Here is a 20,845-nt window from a genome sequence, read left to right on the forward strand (position 1 = left end):
GTCATAGCCCTCCCAATGCCTTGCGTACTTCCTCGTGGTCCGAGAACGGCAGGGTCACGGAACCGATCGTCTGCCCTTCCTCATGTCCCTTGCCGGCGACGATCAGCGTGTCGCCGCTTTTCAGCATGCCGACCGCCGTGCGGATCGCCTCGGCGCGGTCGCCGATTTCGGTTGCGCCCTTGGCCGTGGCCATGATCTCGGCGCGGATAACTTCCGGCACTTCCGAGCGCGGGTTGTCGTCGGTGACGATGACCACATCGGCAAGCCGCGTGGCGATCTCGCCCATAATCGGCCGCTTACCCTTGTCGCGGTCGCCGCCGCAGCCGAAAACGACAATGATCCGGCCGGTGGTGAAAGGACGAACCGAGGTCAGGACATTCTCCAGCGCGTCCGGCTTGTGGGCATAATCCACATAGGCGAGCGCGCCATCCTTCGTGTGCCCGACGAGTTCGAGGCGCCCGGACGCGCCCTGCAATTTCTCGAGCGCCGAAAAGGCCGCCTTGGCGCTGATGCCGGTGGACATGGCAAGGCCGGCGGCAACCAGCGCATTGGCAATCTGGAAGTCGCCGGCAAGCGGCACGTGGATCTCGAAAATATCGTCACCGACATGGACCTCCGCCGACTGCTTGTGGCGGAAATGCTCGACGCGCTTCAACGTGAGGAATTCGCCCTTGCGTCCAACAGTGCGCACATCCTGGCCGGCCTTGCGGGCGGCGGCGATCGCCTGGTCAGACCATTGGTCGTCGGCGAAGATCACCGCCGGTGCGCCCTTGGGCAGGAGGGTCGAGAAGAGGCGCATCTTCGAGGCCATGTAGTGTTCGACCGTCGGATGATAGTCCATGTGGTCGCGGCCGAGATTGGTGAAGGCCGCGGCGGCAAGCCGAACGCCGTCGAGCCGGCTCTGGTCGAGGCCGTGGCTGGAGGCTTCCATCGCCGCATGGGTCACGCCGGCATCAGCGAGTTCCTTAAGCAGCTTGTGCAGCGAAACCGGGTCCGGGGTGGTCAGCGATCCGTAGTCGTTGCGGCCCGGCGCCACGACGCCGGTCGTTCCGATCATCGCGGCGGCAAGGCCCGAATGCGCCCAGATCTGCCGGGTGAAGGAAGCGACGGAGGTCTTGCCCGCCGTCCCGGTCACCGCCACCATGGTCTCCGGTTGGCGCCCATAGAAGGCGGCGGCCGCCTTCGCCAGGAAACGTCGCGGCTCCGAGAGCCCGAACACCGGCACGTCGGCCCCGGTATCCGTGCTATCCGCCGCGACCACGGCCGCAGCGCCGCGCGAAAGGGCATCAGCGATGTAGGCGGTCCCATTCGCCTTCGTCCCGGCGACAGCGACGAAAAGATCGCCCGGTTTGACCTGCCGGCTATCGGCCGTAATGCCGGCGATCTCGATATCCGAGGAAACGCCCTTCAGTTGCGCCGAAAGTTCCGGGAAAGCTGCTCCCGCCAGGTCCTTGATCTTCATGAACTGCATGTCTCGCATCGATATCGATCCGCCGGATCGCGAATCGTTCGCATTCTCATTTCACGGTCAATAAGACACAAGCAAGGCAGAACCGTCTTCTCCAAATTTCGGTTCGACCCCGAGAAGCGGCGCGGAGCGGCTGATGATGTCGCGCACCATGGGCGCTGCGTTGGAACCAGCGGTCCGCCCACCGCCTTCGCCGGTCTTCGGCGCATCGATGAAGGTCAACACGATGTATTTGGGATTGTCGATCGGGAAGGCGGCGAGGAAGGCGTTGAAGTTCAGGTCGCTGGCGTAACGGCCGTTGACCACCTTGTCGGCCGTGCCGGTCTTGCCGCCGACGTTGAAGCCCGGGACGAGCGCCCGCTTGCCAGAACCGGCGATGCCGTTCCAGCGAAGCAGGAAGCGCATGTCCTCGCTGGTGCTCTTCTTGACGACCGCCGTCGCCAGTTCGTTCGCCTGCTCCTCTGTGCGCGGCAGGAAGGTCGGCGGAATGAGCTTGCCGCCATTGACCAGCGCAGCCCCGGCAACCGCCGTCTGCAACGGCGTCGTGGAGACGCCGTGGCCGAAGGAGATGGTGATCGAGTTGATCTTCTTCCATTCGCGCGGCTGGGACGGTGTCTTGACCTCCGGAAGCTCCGTCGGCAGCTTCGACAGAAGCCCGATGCGCGTGAGGAATTCCTTGTGGCCGGGAATGCCTATGAGGTCGGCGATCTTGGCCGTGCCGATGTTCGAGGAGTACTGGAAGATCTCCGGCACCGTCAGCACGCGGCGCTTGCCGTGAAAATCCTTGATGGTGAAGCCGCCGATGCGGATCGGCGCCGACGCATCGAAGCTGTCGTTGAGCGTCACCTTGCCGGAGTCGAGCCCCATCGCGATCGTGAAAGTCTTGAAGGTCGACCCCATCTCGAACGTGCCGTTCGACATGCGGTTCATCCAGCCTTCCTCGGCGCCTTCCGCCGGCTTGTTCGGGTCGTAGTCCGGAACCGAGGCCATCGCCAGCACCTCGCCGGTATGGACGTCGAGCACGACCGCGCCGGCGGCGATCGCCTGGAAATTCTTCATGCCGGCATCGATGACGTCGCGCACGATGTTCTGGACGCGCACATCGATCGAAAGCTTGACCGGCTCAAGTTTGGCATCGCTGGTCATGCCGATCGCGGCCAGATCGGCAAGGCCCTGGCCGTCGATGTAGCGCTCCATGCCGGCAACGCCGCGGTTGTCGATATTGACATGGCCGAGGATATGGGCGGCGGTCGGACCACCGGGATAGAAGCGCCGCTTTTCCGGTCGGAAGCCGACGCCGGGAATGCCGAGCGCCAGGATTTCGCTCTGCTGCTTCGGCGTCAGTTGCCGGCGCAGCCATTGGAAACGCGACTTAGACTTGAGCTTGTTGTAGATCTCGCGGGCGTTGAGATCGGGTAGAACCGTCGCCAGGCGCTCCACCGCTTCGTCGGCATCGACGATCTTGTGCGGCTCGGCATAAAGCGACACCGTGCGGATGTCGGTTGCGAGAATTTCGCCGTTGCGATCGAGAATGTCGGGGCGCGAAGCCATCAGACTGTCGGCGCGCCCGATCGAGGAAACAGTCTCCGGCTGCGCCATGCCGTATTGTGCAAGCCGCCCGCCAATCACGGCATAGACGATTCCGAAGCTGGCAATGACGATCGCCACCCGGTTCTTCGCCTGGCTGGCGCTCTTCTTGCGTGCTCCCTGGATCGTGACGTTGACCCCATCGGATGGGCGGTTGTTGCCGCCCGCCGAGAAATGCGCCTTGCTCTTCAGTACCATGATACGGGAGAGAAACGACATCAGCGCGCCACCGATCCTGTTGCCATACCGTCTGTCTTGATGACGGCGGCAATGCCGTCCTCAGCCGCCTTGTCGCCTTCCGGCTGCGGCAGGTCCGCTTTCAGCATCGGAAGCTCCTCGGGCCGCGCGAGTTGCGTCGAAGGGGTCGGCGCGAGCTGCAGGTCGGCGCCGAAGGCGCCCACGAGGCGCTCGAGCCGGTTCGGCTGTGTCAGCAGCGCCCAGTCCGCCCTCAAGAGATCGATCGTGTCTTCCTCGAGCTTGATGGCAGCGTCGAGCCGGCGAACTTCTTCCCGCTTGTTCTCGGCCTGATGCTTGATCGTGTAGGTGACCGTGGCAGCTGCCGTCATGACGACGATCAGGACAATGTCGAGCGTTCGCAGCATCTTCTCTTAGCCCCCCAGTTTCGCAAGGCTCGCCAGTTCCGGCAGGTTGAAAATGGACAGATCGTTTCCCGGCGACGGGGCCTCCGTGCGGATGCCGGCCCTGAGCTTGGCGGACCGGGCGCGCGGATTGCGGGACGCTTCTTCCTCGCTGGCCGCAATCATAGGCTTGCCAACTGGCGTGAAGGTTGCGGCGCGTGCAGCGACCATCGGCAGGTGGCGGGATCCAGCCGCCTTGCCGGACCGATCCTGGAAGAACGCCTTGACGATCCTGTCTTCGAGAGAATGGAAGGTGACGACGACAAGGCGCCCGCCGGGCTTCAGCACCCGCTCGGCAGCAAAAAGCGCATTGGCGAGTTCCCCGAGTTCGTCGTTAACGAAGATGCGCAGCGCCTGAAAGACGCGGGTCGCGGGGTGAATCTTGTCCTTGGCCTTGCGCGGCGTCACGATCTCGATGAGGCCCGCGAGGTCGCGCGTCGTTTCGAACGGCGCTTCGGCGCGGCGCTTTTCGATGGCCCGGGCAATGCGGCCCGCCTGCTTCTCTTCGCCGAGGAAACCGAAAATGCGGATGAGATCGGAGACCTTGGCGCGATTGACGACATCGGCGGCAGAGACACCGGCAGCCGACATGCGCATGTCGAGAGGCCCCTTCTTCTGGAAAGAAAAGCCCCGCTCGGCCTCATCGATCTGCATCGAGGAAACCCCGATATCGAGCACGACGCCATCGAGACCTTCTGCCGGCGTATGTTCTGCGAGTTCCGAAAAGCGGGAATGAACGAGCTTGAGCCGCCCCTCGGAGGCGGCGACAAGAGGCTGACCTGTGGCAATCGCCGTCGGATCGCGATCGAGCGCAATCACGTCGGCACCCGCCGTCAGGATGGCGGACGTATAGCCGCCGGCACCAAACGTGCCATCGAGAATGATCTTGCCAGGTGCAGGTTCGAGGGCAGCGAGCACCTCGCTCAACAGGACGGGAATGTGACGAACCGGTCCGCCGTCGGCTTCAGAATATCCGCCGCCTTGATCCGTCACCATTCCGCCTCTCCGTTCTATTCCGGACGCAACCCCCGTTGCTTGCGCCCTTCCCGGGCCTCCGCCTGCGCCCTCGCAAACGCCTGCGGCTCCCAGAGCTGAAAATGATCGCCCCGTCCAACGAACGTCACGTCGGTCGAGATGCCGGTGAAGTCGCGAATGAAATCCGTCACCATCAACCGGCCCTCCGGGTCGAGCTTTACGAAGACGCCGCCCCCGTGAACGAGGAGCGACATCTGGTTGGCGGCATCCGAAAACGGATCCTCTGCCGCCATCTGCCTCTCGAACCGGTCCAGGAGCTCCGGCCCACCGACGCTGATCGCCGGAAAGACGAAGTCCTGAAAGCAGTATAGCTCCCGGATGCCCCCATCCGAAAGCACGGCGCGGAACGCCGAAGGCACGGACACCCGCCCCTTTGCATCGATCCGGTTCGTAGCATGTGACAAGAAGCGGTTCATGACGCGAAACGGCCGCCTCCGACTGACGGGCCACGATCATTGGCCCGCGCAAACACCTGCCCCCGCGCACAAAAGACCCCCGCCGGACACAAGCGTGCCCGCCCGACCCTTCCGAGGAAGGAACCTTGGAATTTTGCGATGATGGGCCACGACGCGGCCCTTGCGCAGTACCATTATGGGATAACATGGGACCATATGGGCGTCAATGGGAGAAGCTCGCAATAAGCCTCGCGGATGATCAAATATTGATAGGTTGTTAAGTTTAACAAAGGGTTACGATCGAGGCCCTAATCCCTTGGAATCTCCGGCGAAACCGCGCCACGGCAGCAATAGTCGCGGGAACAATCGGCTGCTGATTCGTTTGAGAAAAGGTGGTCCGCTTGAACGCGACTGCGTGCAGCACGGGAAGAAAAAAGCCAGTTGGCCTGTAAGCCGGGTTCTGTATGGCCCCGCCCCCGAAGGAACGGAACGTGGCAGCCATTCATCTGGGACTGCGCTTGCGCGCAGCCTCTTGCAACCCACCCGGATGACGCGCCTGGAAACCGGCTGGGCGCTCGCGCGCCCGTGTCATCCCTATTCGGTCTTGCTCCCGGTGGGGTTTGCCGTGCCGTCCATGTCGCCATGTCCGCGGTGGGCTCTTACCCCACCCTTTCACCCTTACTCCGCAAGCGGAGCGGTTTGCTTTCTGTGGCACTTTCCCTGGGGTCGCCCCCGCCGGACGTTATCCGGCACCGTGTTTCCGTGGAGCCCGGACTTTCCTCCCCCCGCGGCCTTTCGGCACTTGCGGGGCGCGGCTGCCCGGCCAACTGGCAGAGGGGTCATTAGCCGACCGAAGCGGCAAGCGCCAGAAAAATCGGTAATAATTTCAGCCTGCGCTTGCGCGGATCGATCAACGGTACGAAACCGCAAAGTCGGTTTCATATTCTGGGGCATCGAGGTGCCCTTCCATGACGAGCGCAGCACCAAGCCGCCCGATCTCGTCTGAACTCTTGGCGGCCTGTCCGTTGCCGCCGGTGACGACAGCGAGGCGATCGCTGGCAAAGCCAATATAGGGATAACCGTGCCGCGTGAACGACGTGACGCAGGGCGCAAAATGCGTCGCAACGGGCTGAAAGCCCGGCATCACCTCGGCAAGCAATCCCCGCATGTGATCGGCCGCCGGCGCATTGCCGCCACTGCGGAACCATTCCCTCACCGCCGGTTCGCTCGCGAGCACCCGGTCGATCGGGTCGCCGCCGATCTTGATGTAGTGTTTGCCGTCTGCATAGGCAACCGGCGGCAGCAGGTAATAGCTGCGTTCCTGTTCCGGAGCGGCACCGATCAGCGACGGCATGCCCGCGAAGCCAACGAGATCCTCGGCACCGACCTCGGCGAAAAGTACCGTACGCGCCTTCACGGTGAGATCGATCGGCCGCGGCAGCAGCGCGTTCGACAGCGAGAAGCCGCCGGCCGCAACGAGGACGCGCCCCGCCCGAACTGCTTGACCGTCGACGGTCGCCACGGCGACGTGATCCGAATGTTCTTCGACGGAAATTACCTCGGAACGGATGCCCCGCGCGCCCGACCTTTCGGCGAGGATCGTCTGCGCCTTCACCAATGCCCGGGGATTGATGTGACCCGCGCCGCGCCTCTCATGAATACCGCCATAACCCCAGGGAAAACGGAACCAGGGAAAGCGTCGAACGAGATCATCGCCAGAAATCGGCGGCGCCTCGACGCCGAGCCTGTCGCGGGCACGCGCGACCTTCTCCAGGTAGTCGAATTCGCCACCCGGCGCCTGTGCTGCGATCAGGCAACCGACTTCCGCGTAGAAGTCGATGCCGCTCTCGCCGGCGATCTCCGGGTAGCGGTCGATCGAGCGGCGGGCAAGACGGGCCCAGACCGGATCTTCGTCGATCGTGCGGGTAATGCGGGCGTTGTCATAGTGGCTGGCAAAGACGCCGCCGTGGTTGGCCCAATCTTCCGGCTCGTCCGGGCCGATGAGCGCGACGCTTGCTCCGGCAACGGCCAGATGCCGCGCGGCCGCAGCCCCCATCATGCCCTTGCCGACGACGGCGAAATCAAAGCTTACCGACATGCCACTCCCCGATGGTTCGCTTCGCCGTGGATAACATGCCGCATAAGCAATGACACCGGATTCCTTCGGGAATTAACGGTATGCCGGAACGCGAGACCTTTCCGGCAACAGCCTTGGACCGGGAACGATCCAAGGCAAGTCATGTGTCAGTCGGGGGACGGAACCGCCCCCCCCGAAACCGACGATTTAAGTCCTTAGTTCAGAATGCTCTGGACCTTGCCGCAATAGCGCTTCGACACCGGATTCATCCGCTTGGCGGCGTGGCCGGCGTTGTATTTCAGGATGGTGCCGCAGGTTGAGCCGTCCGAAAGCTCCTGCGCCTTCGCGAGATACATCATGCCGAACTTGATGTTGGTTTCCGGATCGTAGAGGCCCTTGGCCGAGCCGGAATAGCCCATCATGCGGGCGGTGGCGGGCTTGATCTGCATCAGGCCGATCTCGCCGGCGCTGCCGCGCGCATCCGGGTTGAAGTTGCTTTCGATTTTAACGACGGCGTGAGCGAGGCCGGCGGGAACGCCATATTGCTTGGCGTAGGACTGGATGAGGATCGTATATTGCGAGCCGGTCGACAGGGACAGGTCAGGCTTCGGGTACCCTGTTGTTCTGGTCACTGACTGAAGCGAAGAGGTCTTGATGGTCTTGTCGACATCCCCTGCATACGACATACCCATCCCGGCGAAGGACATGCCGAAGCATGCCGCCACCGCAGCAACAGACGATATTCTCATTTAGTTTGAAGTCTCCGGTCTGGGGAACCGCTCGCGGCAGCGCACCCCGCCGCCACGACCGAATTTCCCGATCGTTTTTATTGACAAAAGAGCGGCGCGGTCGCGCTGCATCCCCTGCAGTTGGTGCAGGGAAAATGAAGGGGCCATCATGGTAAACATGTGGCAACACAAAAAAATCGCGCAGGAAAGTGGTGAGCGCGCTAAATTAGCGCACCCAAAAATCGCCGCCTAAACGCTGAGGTTCGGAAGTGCGGAAAGCAGGCGGTGAAGCGTGTCGATGGTCGAAACATCGGCGATTCCGTCCACCCTCGCCTGACGGAAATGGCGCTGGAATGCGGCCACCGCGCCCTCCGTCTTCTCACAGAAATCGCCTGTTACTTCAATACTATAGCCATAGAGAGACAGCAAAGACTGGATCGCCTCGACCGGCTGGCCGCGGTCGCCGCGCTGGAAAAACCGGCCGCCGCCGACCGGCGCCGGTTCCACCCAATGGCCGACCCCCTTGGCGTGCAGCACATGCCAGGGAAATTTTTCTCCCGGATCGACCTTGCGAATTGGTGCGACATCGCTATGCGCAAGCACCCTTTCCGGGGCGATGGACCAGCGCTGGCCACAGTCCCGACACAATTCGACGACCGCTTCGATCTGTGCCTCAGGGAAGTCCGGCAGCCCGCCCGGATGGCCGGCATTGGCGATCTCGATTCCGATCGAGCAGGAGTTGATGTCCGTCTCGCCTTTCCAGGAGCTCTTGCCCGCGTGCCAGGCGCGCCGCTCCTCCGCGACGAGCTGGTCGACGCGGCCATCCTCATGAACGAAATAGTGGCTGGAGACCTGGCTCTCTTCGCGACAAAGCCAGTCGAGCGCCGAAGCGGCCGTCTCCATGCCGGTGTAGTGCAGCAGGATCATATCGGGATTGCGCCCCCCGGCGCGCTCGCCGTGATTGGGCGACGGCAGCAGGCGCGCACCTCGAAAATCGCATGTCCTCGCTGTCATGCGGCGCGGCGTTCTTTCTCGATCGCCTCATAGGCTGCGTTGAGCGCCGCCATGCGATCGTTGGCGATCGCGTGAAATTCCTTCGGCACGCCCCGCGCCACCAGCATGTCCGGATGGTTCTCGGACACGAGCACGCGATAGCGCCGGCGGATCTTGGCGAAATCGTCCTTCGGCGAAACGCCCAGCACCTCATAGGGATCGCGCCCCGTGAGATGGACATGGCGCGCCATGATGCGCTGGAAATGCTCCTCGTCCATCTTGAAGATCTCCGCGACGCGCATGAGGAACGCGAGTTCCTTCTCATGTACGGCGCCATCGGACTTCGCGATATGGAAGAGCCCATCGATGATATCCTCGAGGATCGGGCAGTTCTTTTCGCAGGACGAGCACAGCGACGCCATTTTTTCGGCATAGGCCTCGTAGCCCGCAACGTCCTGACGCGCGAGGTTGTAGAGACGCGCAACATTCTGCGCCTGGTCCGCGGGAAACTTGAAGATATCACGGAAAGCGGCAACCTCGGTCTCGCTGACGATGCCGTCGGCTTTCGCCATCTTCGCCGAAAGCGCGATCATCGCGACCGAAAACGCGACCTTACGCCGTGTTTCCGGATCCCCTTCAAAGAGGGTGCGAACGGCCTCGACTACGCCCGCGAGCGCATTGCCTGTGGCCGTGACGATTTTCAGCAGGCTGTCCCAAAATGACATGTGTGAGATTTTTCCCTGTCCACCAAGCAGCATGACCTGATGTGGTGGCAAATTGCAAGCGGCCGGTCGCCGGAAACGCCCCGAATGACGTACTTGTGATGGCCCTCAATAAATCATATCGCCGTAAATCTCAACCCATATCGACGTGTACCCGCGTCGATCGATTCGGCATCAGACGGCCCGCAACTTTTGAAGCATCCACAGGCCTGTCATTTAACTTCCATCGGATTTGCGCTAGACCACGGTGTCCTTGAATGAGCAAGGAACATGAACATGACCGGCTCTGCTGAGCCGTTGCCAGTGCCGAATCGCCGAGGAGGAACCATGGCCAAGAAGAAAGTCGCAATGCTGACGGCGGGCGGGCTTGCCCCCTGCCTTTCATCCGCTGTCGGCGGCCTGATCGAACGGTACACGGACATCGCGCCTGACTACGAACTCGTCGCCTACCGTTCCGGCTATCAGGGCCTGCTTCTCGCCGACCGCATCGAGATCACCAAGGACATGCGCGAGAAAGCGCATCTCCTCCATCGCCACGGCGGTTCGCCGATTGGCAACAGCCGCGTGAAGCTTACCAACACAGCCGACTGCGTGAAGCGCGGGCTCGTCAAGGAAGGCCAGAACCCGCTCCGGGTCGCCGCCGAAAGGCTGGCGTCGGACGGAATCACGATTCTGCATACGATCGGAGGTGACGACACCAATACGACGGCGGCCGATCTTGCCGCCTATCTCGGTGCGAACGGCTACGACCTGACTGTCGTCGGCCTGCCGAAGACGGTCGACAACGACGTGGTGCCGATCCGCCAGACGCTCGGCGCCTGGACGGCTGCCGAATACGGTGCACGCTTCTTCGACAACGTCGCCAACGAGCAGAGCGCAGCGCCGCGGACCCTCGTCGTCCACGAAGTGATGGGCCGCCATTGCGGCTGGCTGACGGCGGCAACCGCGCGCTCCTATATCCAGATGGCCAAAGGCAAGGACTATGTCGACGGCTTCATGATGAATGCGCAACTGAAGAACATCGACGGCCTCTACCTGCCGGAGATGAAGTTCGATCTCGAGGCCGAGGCCGAACGGCTGCGTGAAGTCATGGATCGCGCCGGCTTCGTCACCCTGTTCGTCAGCGAAGGCGCTTGCCTCGACGCGATCGTCGCCGAACGCGAGGCGGCCGGCGAGACGGTCAAGCGCGATGCTTTCGGTCACGTGAAGATCGACACGATCAATGTCGGCAACTGGTTCTCGAAGCAGTTCGCCGCCCTTCTCGGCGCCGAACGCTCGATGGTGCAGAAGTCCGGCTACTATGCCCGCTCCGCGCCCGCCAACGGCGACGACCTGCGCCTGATCCAGAGCATGGTCGACCTCGCGGTCGAGAGCGCGCTCAACAAGGTCTCCGGCGTCACCGGCCATGACGAGGACCAGGGCGGCAAGCTGCGCACGATCGAGTTCCCGCGCATCAAGGGCGGCAAGCATTTCGACACGTCGACCAAATGGTTCGGCGATGTCATGGACGTCATCGGCCAGAAGTGGCAGGCGGCGGACTGAGCGCGGAGCTGCATTGCCCTCGGCTTAGGCTCCTTGCCGAAGCTCGCTCTACGTGACCGTTCACGGCCATGATTGCGATCGTTCCGATCCGAAGTCATGGCCGTGATTGTTTTGATGCATGTCTTTGTTCCAATATTGCCGCTCGCTTTTCGGCCTGCTTTACCATTTCACGCTCAGGCCGATATTGCCCTCCAGAACGCGCGTTTTCTCGCCGCCGAGATTGGTCGTGTAGTCGGGCCACGATGCCGCCGCCGATCTCCAGCGCCGTTCCGCCGGTCTCGGTGACGATCGGCTCGGTGCCGAAGGTGACGCGCTGGTCGGCATCGAAACTGTGCCAGAGATTGGCCTTCAGGTAAGGCTGGAACGTTGCCGTCTCGGTCGGCAGATCGCCTTGCAGGCGGAAGCCCAGACGGCCGGTCACGGCGTCGTCGGAATCGAAGTTCACCGTCGAGAAAGCGTCTCGCTGCTCGTCGAGCGACAGGTGCTGCCAGATCAGCTGCGCCTGCGGTTCCAGCGTCCAGCTCTCGGTCAGCGCGATCGGGTAGCCGCCTTCCAGCGAGACAATGACGCCGGTTCCGTCGATGTCGATGCCGGCCCCGGCGCGGGAGGTCGCGTCGCCGCCAAACAGAGTCCCCATCAGGACGGCGTCGAGATACCAGCCGTTGGGGCCGATATGCGTCCAGTAGCCGCCAAGGCTCGTCGCGTCGACATCGACATCGCCGACGGCGAGGTCGTTCCAGCCAAGCGCTTGGCCGGTAACGTCACCATCTGTCCGCGCGTGGGCAAAAAAACACCGACGCGATCGATGTGGCCCGTACCGCTTTCCCAACCGAGCAGGTCCTGGCCGGCCTGGAAACCATAGAGATTACCGTCGAATCCCGGCGCGACCGTGCCGTCCCATTCGAATTCGATATCCTGGCCGAAGACCCGGCCCCAAGTCGTCGGCAACGTGCCGGCGCCCTCCAGCAGCGATTGCTCGCCGCGCCGCTCGTGGAATGTGCCAAGGCTCGCGAGGCCGAGATACTGCGCGATCGGCTGAACGGCTGAGTAGGTCGGCGCCTCGATGCGGTAGAGCGTGATGGCCGGACCGGTCACTGGCGTCGCGCCCGGGGTCGGCGCCGCCGTTCCCGGTAGCGGCAATGGCGGCGGCATCGTCGGCGTTGCCGGCGTTTCCGAAGGAGGAGTCGGCGGCGTGACGGGCGGCGGAGGCTGCGGCGTGACCGGAACCGGGGTGCCCGGGAGGACCGGCGCCGGATCGTCAACCGGCGGGGTCGTCGGCGTGCCGTCGTCCACGGGCGGTGGCGGCGTCGTCGGCGGGATCGGGGACGGCGTTACTGTTTCCGGTGGTTCCGGCTCGAGGTTGGGTGGCGGCGACAGCGGCGGAGGCGCGGGTGCCGGTGGCAGGGTCGGGATCAGCGTCGAGCGCAGGTACCAGTTTTCTTCCGTGCCGGCGGAAACGCCGCCCTTGAACAGGAAATATTCGTGCGCGCCTGCCGCCACCCTGCCGCCGAGCGCGAAGGCACCGGCTGCGGTGGTGCCGCCACTGACGGCCTCGACGACGAGGATGCCGTCCTGCACCGTGTCGGCGCCGGTTCCACCGGCGTTGACGATGCCGATGCTCGTGCTGCCGGAGGCGACGCCGCCGGCAATCACTAGCTTGTCGGAGGCGGACGTATCGTCTCCAAGCACCGTGTCCAGAAACAGCGCGCCGCCATCGCCCGCATAGTTGCCGTTGATCGTAAACGTCTCGCTGGCGCTCGCGCCGCCATTCGTGAGATCGATGCGGCCGGCGTTGACGACGTTTGCGAACTGCCCGACGGCGAAGGCCGACACTGCGGCGTTGCTGCCGCCGCCGAAGAGCGTGCTCGTGGCATCAACGTTCAAGGCGCCGCTACCGCTTCCGGCGTCACCCAGCACCAGATCGCCGTCGAATGTCAGTTCCGTGTCGTTCGTTGCGCTGATCGTCTCCCACTCCCGGAGACGGGCCACGCCTGCAGTGGTGACGTTTTGCAGCGTCAGAGTATCCGAGCCGAGTCCGCCGGTGATCGCATCCGTTTCGCCGAGATTGCCGTTGGTGAGATTACTGAGCGTTGCCGTATCGTTGTCGTCACCGAGATCGATCACGCCGAAAATGATGCCGCCGCCGTCCCAGGTGAAGGCATCGGCGCCAACGCTCATCAGCACGCTGCCACCGACGGAGCCGCCGGTGACCGTCACGCTGTGGGTGCCGCCGCTGACGCTGATACTGCCGCCGATCGTGCCATTCGAAAGAATGATCGTGTCGTTGCCGAAGCCGGTGACGAGATTCCTGTCAATGATGCCTCCGGACATGTCGAACAGGCTGTCGTCGAGCTTCATATTGACGCGACCGATGCGACCGCCGGTCATGACGGCGTGATCGCCGTCTTCGAAGGCGTCGATGATCCGCCCGCCCGACATGAGGAACGTGTCCAGCCCATCGCCCTGAGCCAGCGACTGGATCTGGCCGCCGGTCATCCGGAAATCGTCGATGCCGTTGCCCTGCTGCACATCGCCGGTGATCGTTCCGTTCGACAGGGCGAAGCTGTCGGCACCCGCACCCTGATCGAGGGCGCCCGCAATCGTGCCGCCCTGCATGGTGAAAATGTCGGCGCCATCGCCCTGCAGGACGTTGCCGGTCACCGTGCCGCCAAGCATCGTCATCGTATCCTGACCGGCGCCGAATTGTACCGCAGTGCCGTTGCCGCCAATGATGGTTCCGGAGTTGGTGACCGAATTGTTGAAGGCCCCGTTGAACAGCAGCCCCGCGCCGGAGACGCTTTCGATTGTGCCGGTATTGTCAATGGACGCCGGCGCATTGGCGGATTGAACACCCTCCGTTTGCCCGTGAATGAGTCCACCCGTCCGATTGATGATGGCGCCGCCGCCATTCAGAATGACACCCGCCAGCCCAGTTGTCTGAATCGTGCCGGCGTTGTCGATCGTTGCCCCGGCGCTGGAGAATATACCGAACGCGCCGCTGGAGATCGCGGCGCCCGCCGTGTTGGTGATCGTGGCAGCCTTGTTGATGACAATGCCGTTGCCCGACGCCGTGATCGAACCGGTGTTGAGGATCGGCCCGACGGTTGCGCCGGAGCCGTTGCTCTCGATGCCGCTGGCGTTGGCACCCGTTGTGGTGATGGATCCGTTGTTGGTGATCGATATACCATTGCCGAAGGCGAAGATCCCCGTGCCGCCATTGCCCGTCGTCGTGATGGTTCCGTCATTTGTAATTGTCGAGGTGTCGGAGTTCTCGACGGACATCGCACGGCCATTGGTGGCGGAGACGATAATCGTCCCTGCACTGGCATTGAGCAGGGTGTTGCCGCCGCTGCCGCCGTTGGCGTGAAGCGCACTGAAACCAGTCGCCCCCGCCCCCATCGTGATCATGCCGGCATTGGTGAGAGTGTTGTTGCTGCCCCGAACGACAGCAGCCCGTGGGAACCGCCGTCGATTTGAACCACGCCGCCGACGCCGTTGACCATGGTGTTGCCGCTGCCGGTCGTGAACATCGCCTCCGATTGGTTGCCGGTCGTATGGATCAGGCCGGTGTTTGTCGCGGCGTTGCCGCTGCCCTGCAACGAGAAGCCGTCGAACGTGTTGCCCGTGACGAGGATCGATCCGGCATTGTTGATGGTGCTCTGGTTGCGGACGAGTACGCCATTGTTGGTGCCAGGGGCTGGAGCGTCGCGCCGGCGGCGATGTTGACGGTCACATTGGTGCTGCCGGCCTGCGCCTGAATGGGCGTCGTCACCGGAACCGGATCCGTGCTGCACGTGGTCATCTCGCCGGTGTTCGGCGTGAAATTGTCGCAAGCGGCCCGCGCGGGCGAGACAAGCAACAGAGGGCCGAGGATGCCGGGCACGATCGTCGTGCTCGATAGAAGTGCGGCATTCAAACTCAAAACGCGTCGCGACATGCTGCACCTGTCGTTCCGTCGAGCCACCCAGCCGGATTGAACGCAGCAATTTTCTATCGGTCAAGCGCACTCAACCCTTCCGACTCTCTCTTTTGATCCAACATGTTGCTTGCATGCCGCAATATAAAGCGAGGCTGGCGAAGCCTTCATCTTTCCTATGCCGCGCAAAATGCTTCCCTCGCGGAGGCGGCCGACTAGACATTGCAGCTGAAGTTAATGGTTGACGGCTTTGCATTTGCGTGGATCCCTCTGCGCCATTGCAGGAGCCATTCAAGCGAGGAGCCTTTTCATGTCCTTCGAACACTGGTTTGCCTTTGCGGCCGCCTCGGCGGTGCTGCTCGCCATCCCCGGTCCAACCATTCTCCTCGTGATTTCCTATTCCCTCGGCCACGGTCGCAAGACCGCCGGCGCGACCGTCGCCGGCGTCGCTCTCGGCGACTTCACCGCCATGACCGCCTCGATGCTCGGCCTCGGCGCCCTGCTCGCCACATCCGCCGCCATCTTCACGGTGCTGAAATGGGTCGGCGCCGCTTACCTCATCTGGCTCGGCATCAAGCTCTGGAAGGCCCCTGTCGGCGGCGAAGAACAGGACGCCGATGGCGCCTCGGCGGAAAGGCCGCGGCGGATCTTCCTGCACGCCTATGCCGTCACCGCGCTCAATCCGAAGAGCATCATCTTCTTCGTCGCCTTCCTGCCGCAGTTCCTCGATTTGTCGCGGCCGCTCTTTGCCCAGATGGCGATTTTCGAGGCGACGTTCCTTATGCTCGCGACACTCAATGCAGCCCTTTACGCCTTTCTCGCCTCGGCCGCGCGAAACACGATCCGCAAGCCGAATATTCGCCGCGTGGTCAACCGCACCGGCGGCTCGCTGTTGATCGGTGCTGGCCTGCTGACCGCCGGTCTGAAACGGGCTGCGTCGTGAAAATCGCCCCCGCGCTTGCCGCAACTGGCGGCATAGGTTAATGGAGATTCAAGCGCGGTGGTTGGCATCCACTGATTTGCAGGGGCTACGGGGCCCAGAAGCACGAAAGTGACACCATGGCGATATTCCGTATCCCCCTCTCAAAACGGGCGTTCACTGCCGCTGCCCTGGCATCGGTGGCCATTGCCTCGGGGTGCTCCACGGTCGAGCATACGTCGCTTGAAGAACTGACCGCCGTGCAGACAGTCACCCCCATCGCGAAGCCCGGAACGGAGATGACGGCCTATGCCCTGCCGACACCGGACGGGGCGGCAACCGTAGCTTCGACAGCCCTCGCTTCCCAAACGACGCCCGGTGAGATGACACCGGGCGCAACCGCTGCAACTCCGACGGCCACTGCGGCGGCTGCCGTCGCATCGACAACCACGACCGCCGCAACCGAGACCTCTCCGACAACGGCCACCGCCGCGCCGGCGATCGCAACAATGCCGGCGAGCGACGCGACTCTGGCCTACGCAGCGCCCCAGAGGGTTGCGATTCCCACGGCCAAGCCCGGTCAGGCGTTCGAAGTGGCGATGGCAGCACCAGTCACGCCGGCGACCACATCGGCCGAGCTTGCAGAAAAGACGGCCGGCGCCGAGCCCGCTGCCGTGCCCTTCCTGGGGGTTGCCGCCGCAATGGAATCGGATTTCGATACGGGCGAACCGGTCGGTCTCGAAACGCTGGTCGCCAAGCGGATGATCGTTCCGACCGCACGGCCAAACACCGGTGTGATCGGCTCCGCCGTCGGCGCTGTCGCAAGCGTCATTCCCGACTCACTGAAGTTCTCAAAGGCGCCGACCAGTTCGCGTCCCGAACTCGACCGGCTGATCAAATATTATGCCGAGCTGAACGGTATTCCGGTGGAGCTCGTGCACCGGGTCGTCAAGCGCGAGAGCAACTACAATCCCCGCGCCTACAGCAAGGGCAATTACGGCCTGATGCAGATCCGCTATAACACCGCCAAGGGGCTTGGTTATGAGGGCCCGGCCGAAGGCCTGTTCGACGCGGAAACCAATCTCAAATACGCGACCAAGTACCTGCGCGGCGCCTGGATGGTGGCCGACAACCAGCATGACGGCGCGGTGAGGCTCTACGCCAGCGGTTACTATTATCACGCCAAACGCAAGGGCCTGCTCGACGATCTCGACATGCGGTAGGCGCCCGGGCGCTCTCCCGCAAACAGCGTGGAATTGATATCCGAGGCGCTCAATCGAGCGCCTCTATTATTTTTGCATTCAGCTTCTGCACGTCGTAGCCGGTGCGCGACGGTGTGAGGCCGAGGCGGACGACCGCGAGCCGCAGCGAAGGAACGATCATGATCGCCTGTCCGTCGTGCCCGAGCATCCAGAACGTATCCGGCGGGAAGTTGCCTGTGCCAGCGCGAATGCCGTTTTCCTGCAGCCACACCTGGGCGGAGCCATAGTCGCCGTCGGACGCGGCCGATGGCGTCCGCATGAAGGAAACATAACCCTCAGGCAAAATCCGCCTGCCCTTCCAGCTTCCGTCCTCGAGCAGAAACTGCGCGAAGCGCGCCCAGTCCTGCGCCGTCGCATACATATAGGAGGAACCGACGAAGGTGCCGCTCGCATCCGTTTCCATCACGGCGCTCGTCATGCCGAGCGGGGCGAAGAGCGCCTTGCGCGGATAGGCCAGCGCTTCGGCCGGATCGTCGAACGTCCGCATCCACAGCTGGGACAGAAGATTGCTGGTGCCGCTCGAATAGCGGAACTTCGCGCCCGGCTGCGCTTCCAGCATCTTGGACGCCACGAAGCCGGCCATGTCGCTTTCGAGATAGAGCATGCGCGTGACGTCGGTAACGTCGCCATAGTCCTCGTTGAACGCGAGCCCGCTCTGCATCGCCAAGAGATCGGCGAGCTTGATCCGCGACCGATCATCGCCGCTCCAGGCCGGCAGCAGATCACTCCGGGCGACATCCATCTTTCCCTCGCCGATCCGCACGCCGATCAGCGCCGCAGTCACGGATTTCGTCATCGACCAGCCGAGCAGAGGCGTCTCCCGATCGAAACCGGGGCCGTAGGTCTCGGCCACCAGCCGACCGTCCCGCACGACGGCGATCGCCCGTATGCCGGGGCCCGCCAGGCCGGCATCCTCGATGACGCCCTGAATCGCCGGATCGATGTCGGCCTTGCCACCGTCGGGCCAGCCGATGGCCGCGTCGCGAGCCCCGGATGCTCCCGGCTCGGCCCCTGCCTTCCTTGCCGAACCCGCAAGCGCCTGCGCGCCGCTGTCATCGACATTGGTGCAACCAAATCCCGGCCTGTGGACCGCTCGGCCAGGTGCGGCAAAGCCGAATATGCGTGCCGTCACGCTCTCCTTTTCCCGATCGACTGAGACGCGGACGAACTTCAAGAGCGGATGGCCGGGCGCCTGCACGTCTTCCGCAAGAACGGCTTGCGGATCGCGTTTGGCAAGGAAGACATTGGAGCAGACGATCTTGGCGGCATAGCCGTCGCCGACCTTCAGAAGCTCCGGCGGAAACAACGCCAGCCAGCCGCCGATGCCCGCAAGTCCGACAACCACCGCCCCGGCGATCGTCTTCAGCAACCGTTTCATGCGCGTCCTCCCGGCTCCAGCACCGCGACGCTTCCGCCACGCGGCAGACGCGAGAGAAACAGGATTCCAGAAAAAGGAAAAGCCCTTGGAAGCCCCGCGCCTGTGCGAAACCTCGTCATCAAAGTGTAGCGGAGTCACTTTAGAAGCGGCTAAGTTTCAACTGGATGACAGGCAAAGATGACCGAACTCGCCCCCGATGCCGGTTTTGGCAGGAAGAATCCGAAGCTGAAAAGCGCGCTGCTGCAGCACAAGCCCCTCTCGCTCGCCGGTCTGTCGGAACGCCTGTTCGGGCTGCTCTTCTCGGGGCTTGTCTATCCGCAGATCTGGGAAGATCCGATCGTCGACATGGCGGCAATGCAGATCCGTGCCGGACACCGCATCGTGACGATCGGCTCAGGCGGCTGCAACATGCTGACCTATCTCTCCGCCGGCCCCGCCCATATCGATGTCGTCGACCTCAATCCCCACCATATCGCGTTGAACCGACTGAAACTCGCCGCCTTCCGCCACCTGCCAAGCCACAAGGACATCGTGCGCTTTCTCGCCGCGACCGACACGCAGTCGAATGTGCAGGCCTTCGACCTTTTCCTTGCCCCGAAGCTCGACGCGGCGACCCGCGCCTACTGGAACGGCCGGGCGCTCGACGGACGCCGCCGCATCGGCGTCTTCGGCCGCAACATCTATCGCACCGGCCTGCTCGGCCGCTTCATTGCCGCCAGTCATTTGCTCGCCCGTCTCCACGGCATCAACCCCGAGCAGTTCGTCCAGGCGCGCTCGATGCGCGAACAGCGCCAGTTCTTCGACGACAAGCTCGCACCGCTGTTCGACCGTCCGGTCATCCGCTGGATCACCGGCCGCAAAAGCTCGCTTTTCGGCCTCGGCATCCCGCCGCAGCAGTTCGACGAGCTCGCGAGCCTGAGCGAGGAGAAGTCGCTGGCCGCGGTGCTGCGCCACCGCCTTGAGAAGCTCACCTGCCACTTCCCGCTTCGCGAGAACTATTTCGCCTGGCAGGCCTTCGCGCGGCGCTATCCGCTGCCGCATGAAGGCGAACTGCCAGCCTATCTGCAGGCCGAGAACCATGAAGCGATCCGCAACCATGGGGACCGCGTCGAAGTCCACCACGCAAGCTTCACCGAATTGCTGGCCCGCAAGGCGGCGTCGTCCGTCGATCGTTACGTCCTCCTCGACGCGCAGGACTGGATGACCGATCGGCAGTTGAACGACCTTTGGACGGAGATCACACGCACCGCCGACAGCGGCGCCGTGGTGATTTTCCGCACCGCAGCGGAAGCGAGCATCCTGCCGGGGCGCGTTTCCGCGGCTCTGCTCAACCAGTGGCACTATGACGCCGATGCCTCCATCAAACTCGGCGCAGACGACCGTTCGGCCATCTACGGCGGCTTCCACGTCTATCGGAAGAAAGCATGAGCGCCGCCCAACCCTTGGAAAACAACCACGCGCGCCTGATGGACCAGATGTACCGCTACCAGCGCTACATCTATGATTTCACGCGGAAATATTACCTCTTCGGACGCGACACGCTGATCCGGGAGCTTGATCCACCGACTGGCGCCTCGGTGCTCGAAGTCGGCTGCGGTACGGGCCGTAACCTCGCCATGATCGGCGAACTCTATCCCGGCAGGCCCCTGTTCGGCCTCGATATTTCCGCGGAGATGCTAGCCACGGCGAGAGCGAAGCTGCGGCGTCACCGCCTATCTGGCGTAACTCTGCGTGTCGCCGATGCGACGAATTTCACGCCCACCGCCTTCGACCAACCGGGCTTCGACCGTATCGTCATCTCTTATGCGCTGTCGATGATTCCCGAATGGGAGAAATCGCTCGATGCCGCGATCGCGGCGCTCAATCCGGGCGGCTCGCTTCACATTGCCGACTTCGGCCAACAGGAAGGATGGCCCGGCGGCTTCCGCCGCCTGCTCCAGGCGTGGCTCAGACGCTTTCACGTGACGCCGCGCGAGACTCTTTTCGAGGTTATGCGCGAGAAGGCGAAGAGAAACGGCGCGATGCTCGAATTGCAGTCGATCGGCCGCGGATATGCCTGGCTTGCCGTCTATCGCCGCCCGGATCGGAACGGCGCCTGATAACATTCTGCGCGGCGCCGGCGGACGCCTGCTCGCGCAGGCAAGCGTCGACCTGTTCGCCCCTGCCGCAATTCCCGCTTGAGCTA

At 63.3% G+C, this 20,845-nt stretch carries 16 protein-coding genes, 1 other RNA gene and 1 pseudogene; 5 read left to right on the top strand and 13 right to left on the bottom strand.

All coding sequences use genetic code 11. The features are described from left to right. Position 1: 1 nt before the first annotated feature. From RB548_RS12540 to RB548_RS12585, 10 genes are all read right to left on the bottom strand, one after another. Positions 2 to 1,462, bottom strand: a complete 1,461-nt coding sequence (locus RB548_RS12540) for a UDP-N-acetylmuramoyl-L-alanyl-D-glutamate--2,6-diaminopimelate ligase (protein WP_331374954.1) — start codon at positions 1,460 to 1,462, stop codon at positions 2 to 4. Between the two features lie 66 nt (positions 1,463 to 1,528). Beyond that, entirely contained in the window at positions 1,529 to 3,274 is a 1,746-nt protein-coding gene (locus RB548_RS12545) for a peptidoglycan D,D-transpeptidase FtsI family protein (RefSeq protein WP_331371633.1), read from the bottom strand. Continuing rightward, positions 3,274 to 3,657 (bottom strand): cell division protein FtsL, encoded by a 384-nt coding sequence (gene ftsL / locus RB548_RS12550; protein WP_331371634.1) that lies wholly within the window; start codon positions 3,655 to 3,657, stop codon positions 3,274 to 3,276. Before ftsL ends, RB548_RS12545 begins: the two co-directional genes overlap by 1 nt. A 6-nt stretch (positions 3,658 to 3,663) precedes the next feature. Next, positions 3,664 to 4,689, bottom strand: coding sequence for a 16S rRNA (cytosine(1402)-N(4))-methyltransferase RsmH (gene rsmH / locus RB548_RS12555; RefSeq protein WP_331371635.1), 1,026 nt, complete (start codon positions 4,687 to 4,689; stop codon positions 3,664 to 3,666). Positions 4,690 to 4,703: 14 nt separating this feature from the next. Beyond that, complete coding sequence (mraZ, locus tag RB548_RS12560) at positions 4,704 to 5,144, bottom strand: division/cell wall cluster transcriptional repressor MraZ (RefSeq protein WP_331371636.1); 441 nt, start codon at positions 5,142 to 5,144, stop codon at positions 4,704 to 4,706. 412 nt (positions 5,145 to 5,556) lie between these two features. After that, positions 5,557 to 5,954, bottom strand: an RNA gene (rnpB, locus tag RB548_RS12565) — RNase P RNA component class A. A gap of 79 nt (positions 5,955 to 6,033) precedes the next feature. Further along, positions 6,034 to 7,221, bottom strand: a complete 1,188-nt coding sequence (locus RB548_RS12570) for an NAD(P)/FAD-dependent oxidoreductase (RefSeq protein ID WP_331371637.1) — start codon at positions 7,219 to 7,221, stop codon at positions 6,034 to 6,036. 194 nt (positions 7,222 to 7,415) lie between these two features. Next, a complete protein-coding gene (locus RB548_RS12575) occupies positions 7,416 to 7,949 on the bottom strand; it encodes a lytic transglycosylase domain-containing protein (protein WP_331371638.1) in 534 nt (177 codons plus the stop codon). A gap of 228 nt (positions 7,950 to 8,177) precedes the next feature. Then, the gene (locus RB548_RS12580; protein WP_331371639.1) at positions 8,178 to 8,942 is read right to left on the bottom strand and encodes an N-acetylmuramoyl-L-alanine amidase; all 765 of its coding nucleotides are present in this window, start codon (positions 8,940 to 8,942) and stop codon (positions 8,178 to 8,180) included. Beyond that, the gene (locus RB548_RS12585) at positions 8,939 to 9,646 is read right to left on the bottom strand and encodes a DnaJ family molecular chaperone (RefSeq protein WP_331371640.1); all 708 of its coding nucleotides are present in this window, start codon (positions 9,644 to 9,646) and stop codon (positions 8,939 to 8,941) included. Before RB548_RS12585 ends, RB548_RS12580 begins: the two co-directional genes overlap by 4 nt. Positions 9,647 to 9,970: 324 nt before the next feature. Between RB548_RS12585 and RB548_RS12590 the strand changes: the two genes are divergently transcribed. Next, entirely contained in the window at positions 9,971 to 11,185 is a 1,215-nt protein-coding gene (locus tag RB548_RS12590; RefSeq protein ID WP_331371641.1) for a pyrophosphate--fructose-6-phosphate 1-phosphotransferase, read from the top strand. A gap of 159 nt (positions 11,186 to 11,344) precedes the next feature. Here the strand turns inward: RB548_RS12590 and RB548_RS12595 are convergent. After that, positions 11,345 to 13,918, bottom strand: a pseudogene (locus RB548_RS12595) (autotransporter family protein). A gap of 671 nt (positions 13,919 to 14,589) precedes the next feature. Next, a complete protein-coding gene (locus RB548_RS12600; protein ID WP_331371642.1) occupies positions 14,590 to 15,192 on the bottom strand; it encodes a hypothetical protein in 603 nt (200 codons plus the stop codon). 219 nt (positions 15,193 to 15,411) lie between these two features. On the opposite strand from RB548_RS12600, the gene RB548_RS12605 reads away from it, so the two are divergent. Together RB548_RS12605 and RB548_RS12610 are read left to right on the top strand one after the other, a co-directional pair. After that, a complete protein-coding gene (locus tag RB548_RS12605) occupies positions 15,412 to 16,044 on the top strand; it encodes a LysE family translocator (RefSeq protein ID WP_331371643.1) in 633 nt (210 codons plus the stop codon). Positions 16,045 to 16,160: 116 nt separating this feature from the next. Then, complete coding sequence (locus RB548_RS12610; protein WP_331371644.1) at positions 16,161 to 17,243, top strand: lytic transglycosylase domain-containing protein; 1,083 nt, start codon at positions 16,161 to 16,163, stop codon at positions 17,241 to 17,243. Positions 17,244 to 17,292: 49 nt separating this feature from the next. Here the strand turns inward: RB548_RS12610 and RB548_RS12615 are convergent, their stop codons facing one another. Beyond that, the gene (locus RB548_RS12615) at positions 17,293 to 18,660 is read right to left on the bottom strand and encodes a serine hydrolase domain-containing protein (protein ID WP_331371645.1); all 1,368 of its coding nucleotides are present in this window, start codon (positions 18,658 to 18,660) and stop codon (positions 17,293 to 17,295) included. A 177-nt stretch (positions 18,661 to 18,837) separates the two neighbouring features. Here RB548_RS12615 and RB548_RS12620 point away from each other — a divergent pair, with 177 nt between their 5' ends. Both RB548_RS12620 and RB548_RS12625 read left to right on the top strand, forming a co-directional pair. Continuing rightward, a complete protein-coding gene (locus RB548_RS12620) occupies positions 18,838 to 20,088 on the top strand; it encodes a DUF3419 family protein (RefSeq protein WP_331371646.1) in 1,251 nt (416 codons plus the stop codon). Next, positions 20,085 to 20,759, top strand: coding sequence for a class I SAM-dependent methyltransferase (locus RB548_RS12625; RefSeq protein ID WP_331371647.1), 675 nt, complete (start codon positions 20,085 to 20,087; stop codon positions 20,757 to 20,759). Before RB548_RS12620 ends, RB548_RS12625 begins: the two co-directional genes overlap by 4 nt. The last annotated feature ends 86 nt before the right edge of the window (positions 20,760 to 20,845 follow it).

This window comes from Sinorhizobium chiapasense, from assembly GCF_036488675.1.
GTDB classification, from domain to species: domain Bacteria; phylum Pseudomonadota; class Alphaproteobacteria; order Rhizobiales; family Rhizobiaceae; genus Sinorhizobium; species Sinorhizobium chiapasense.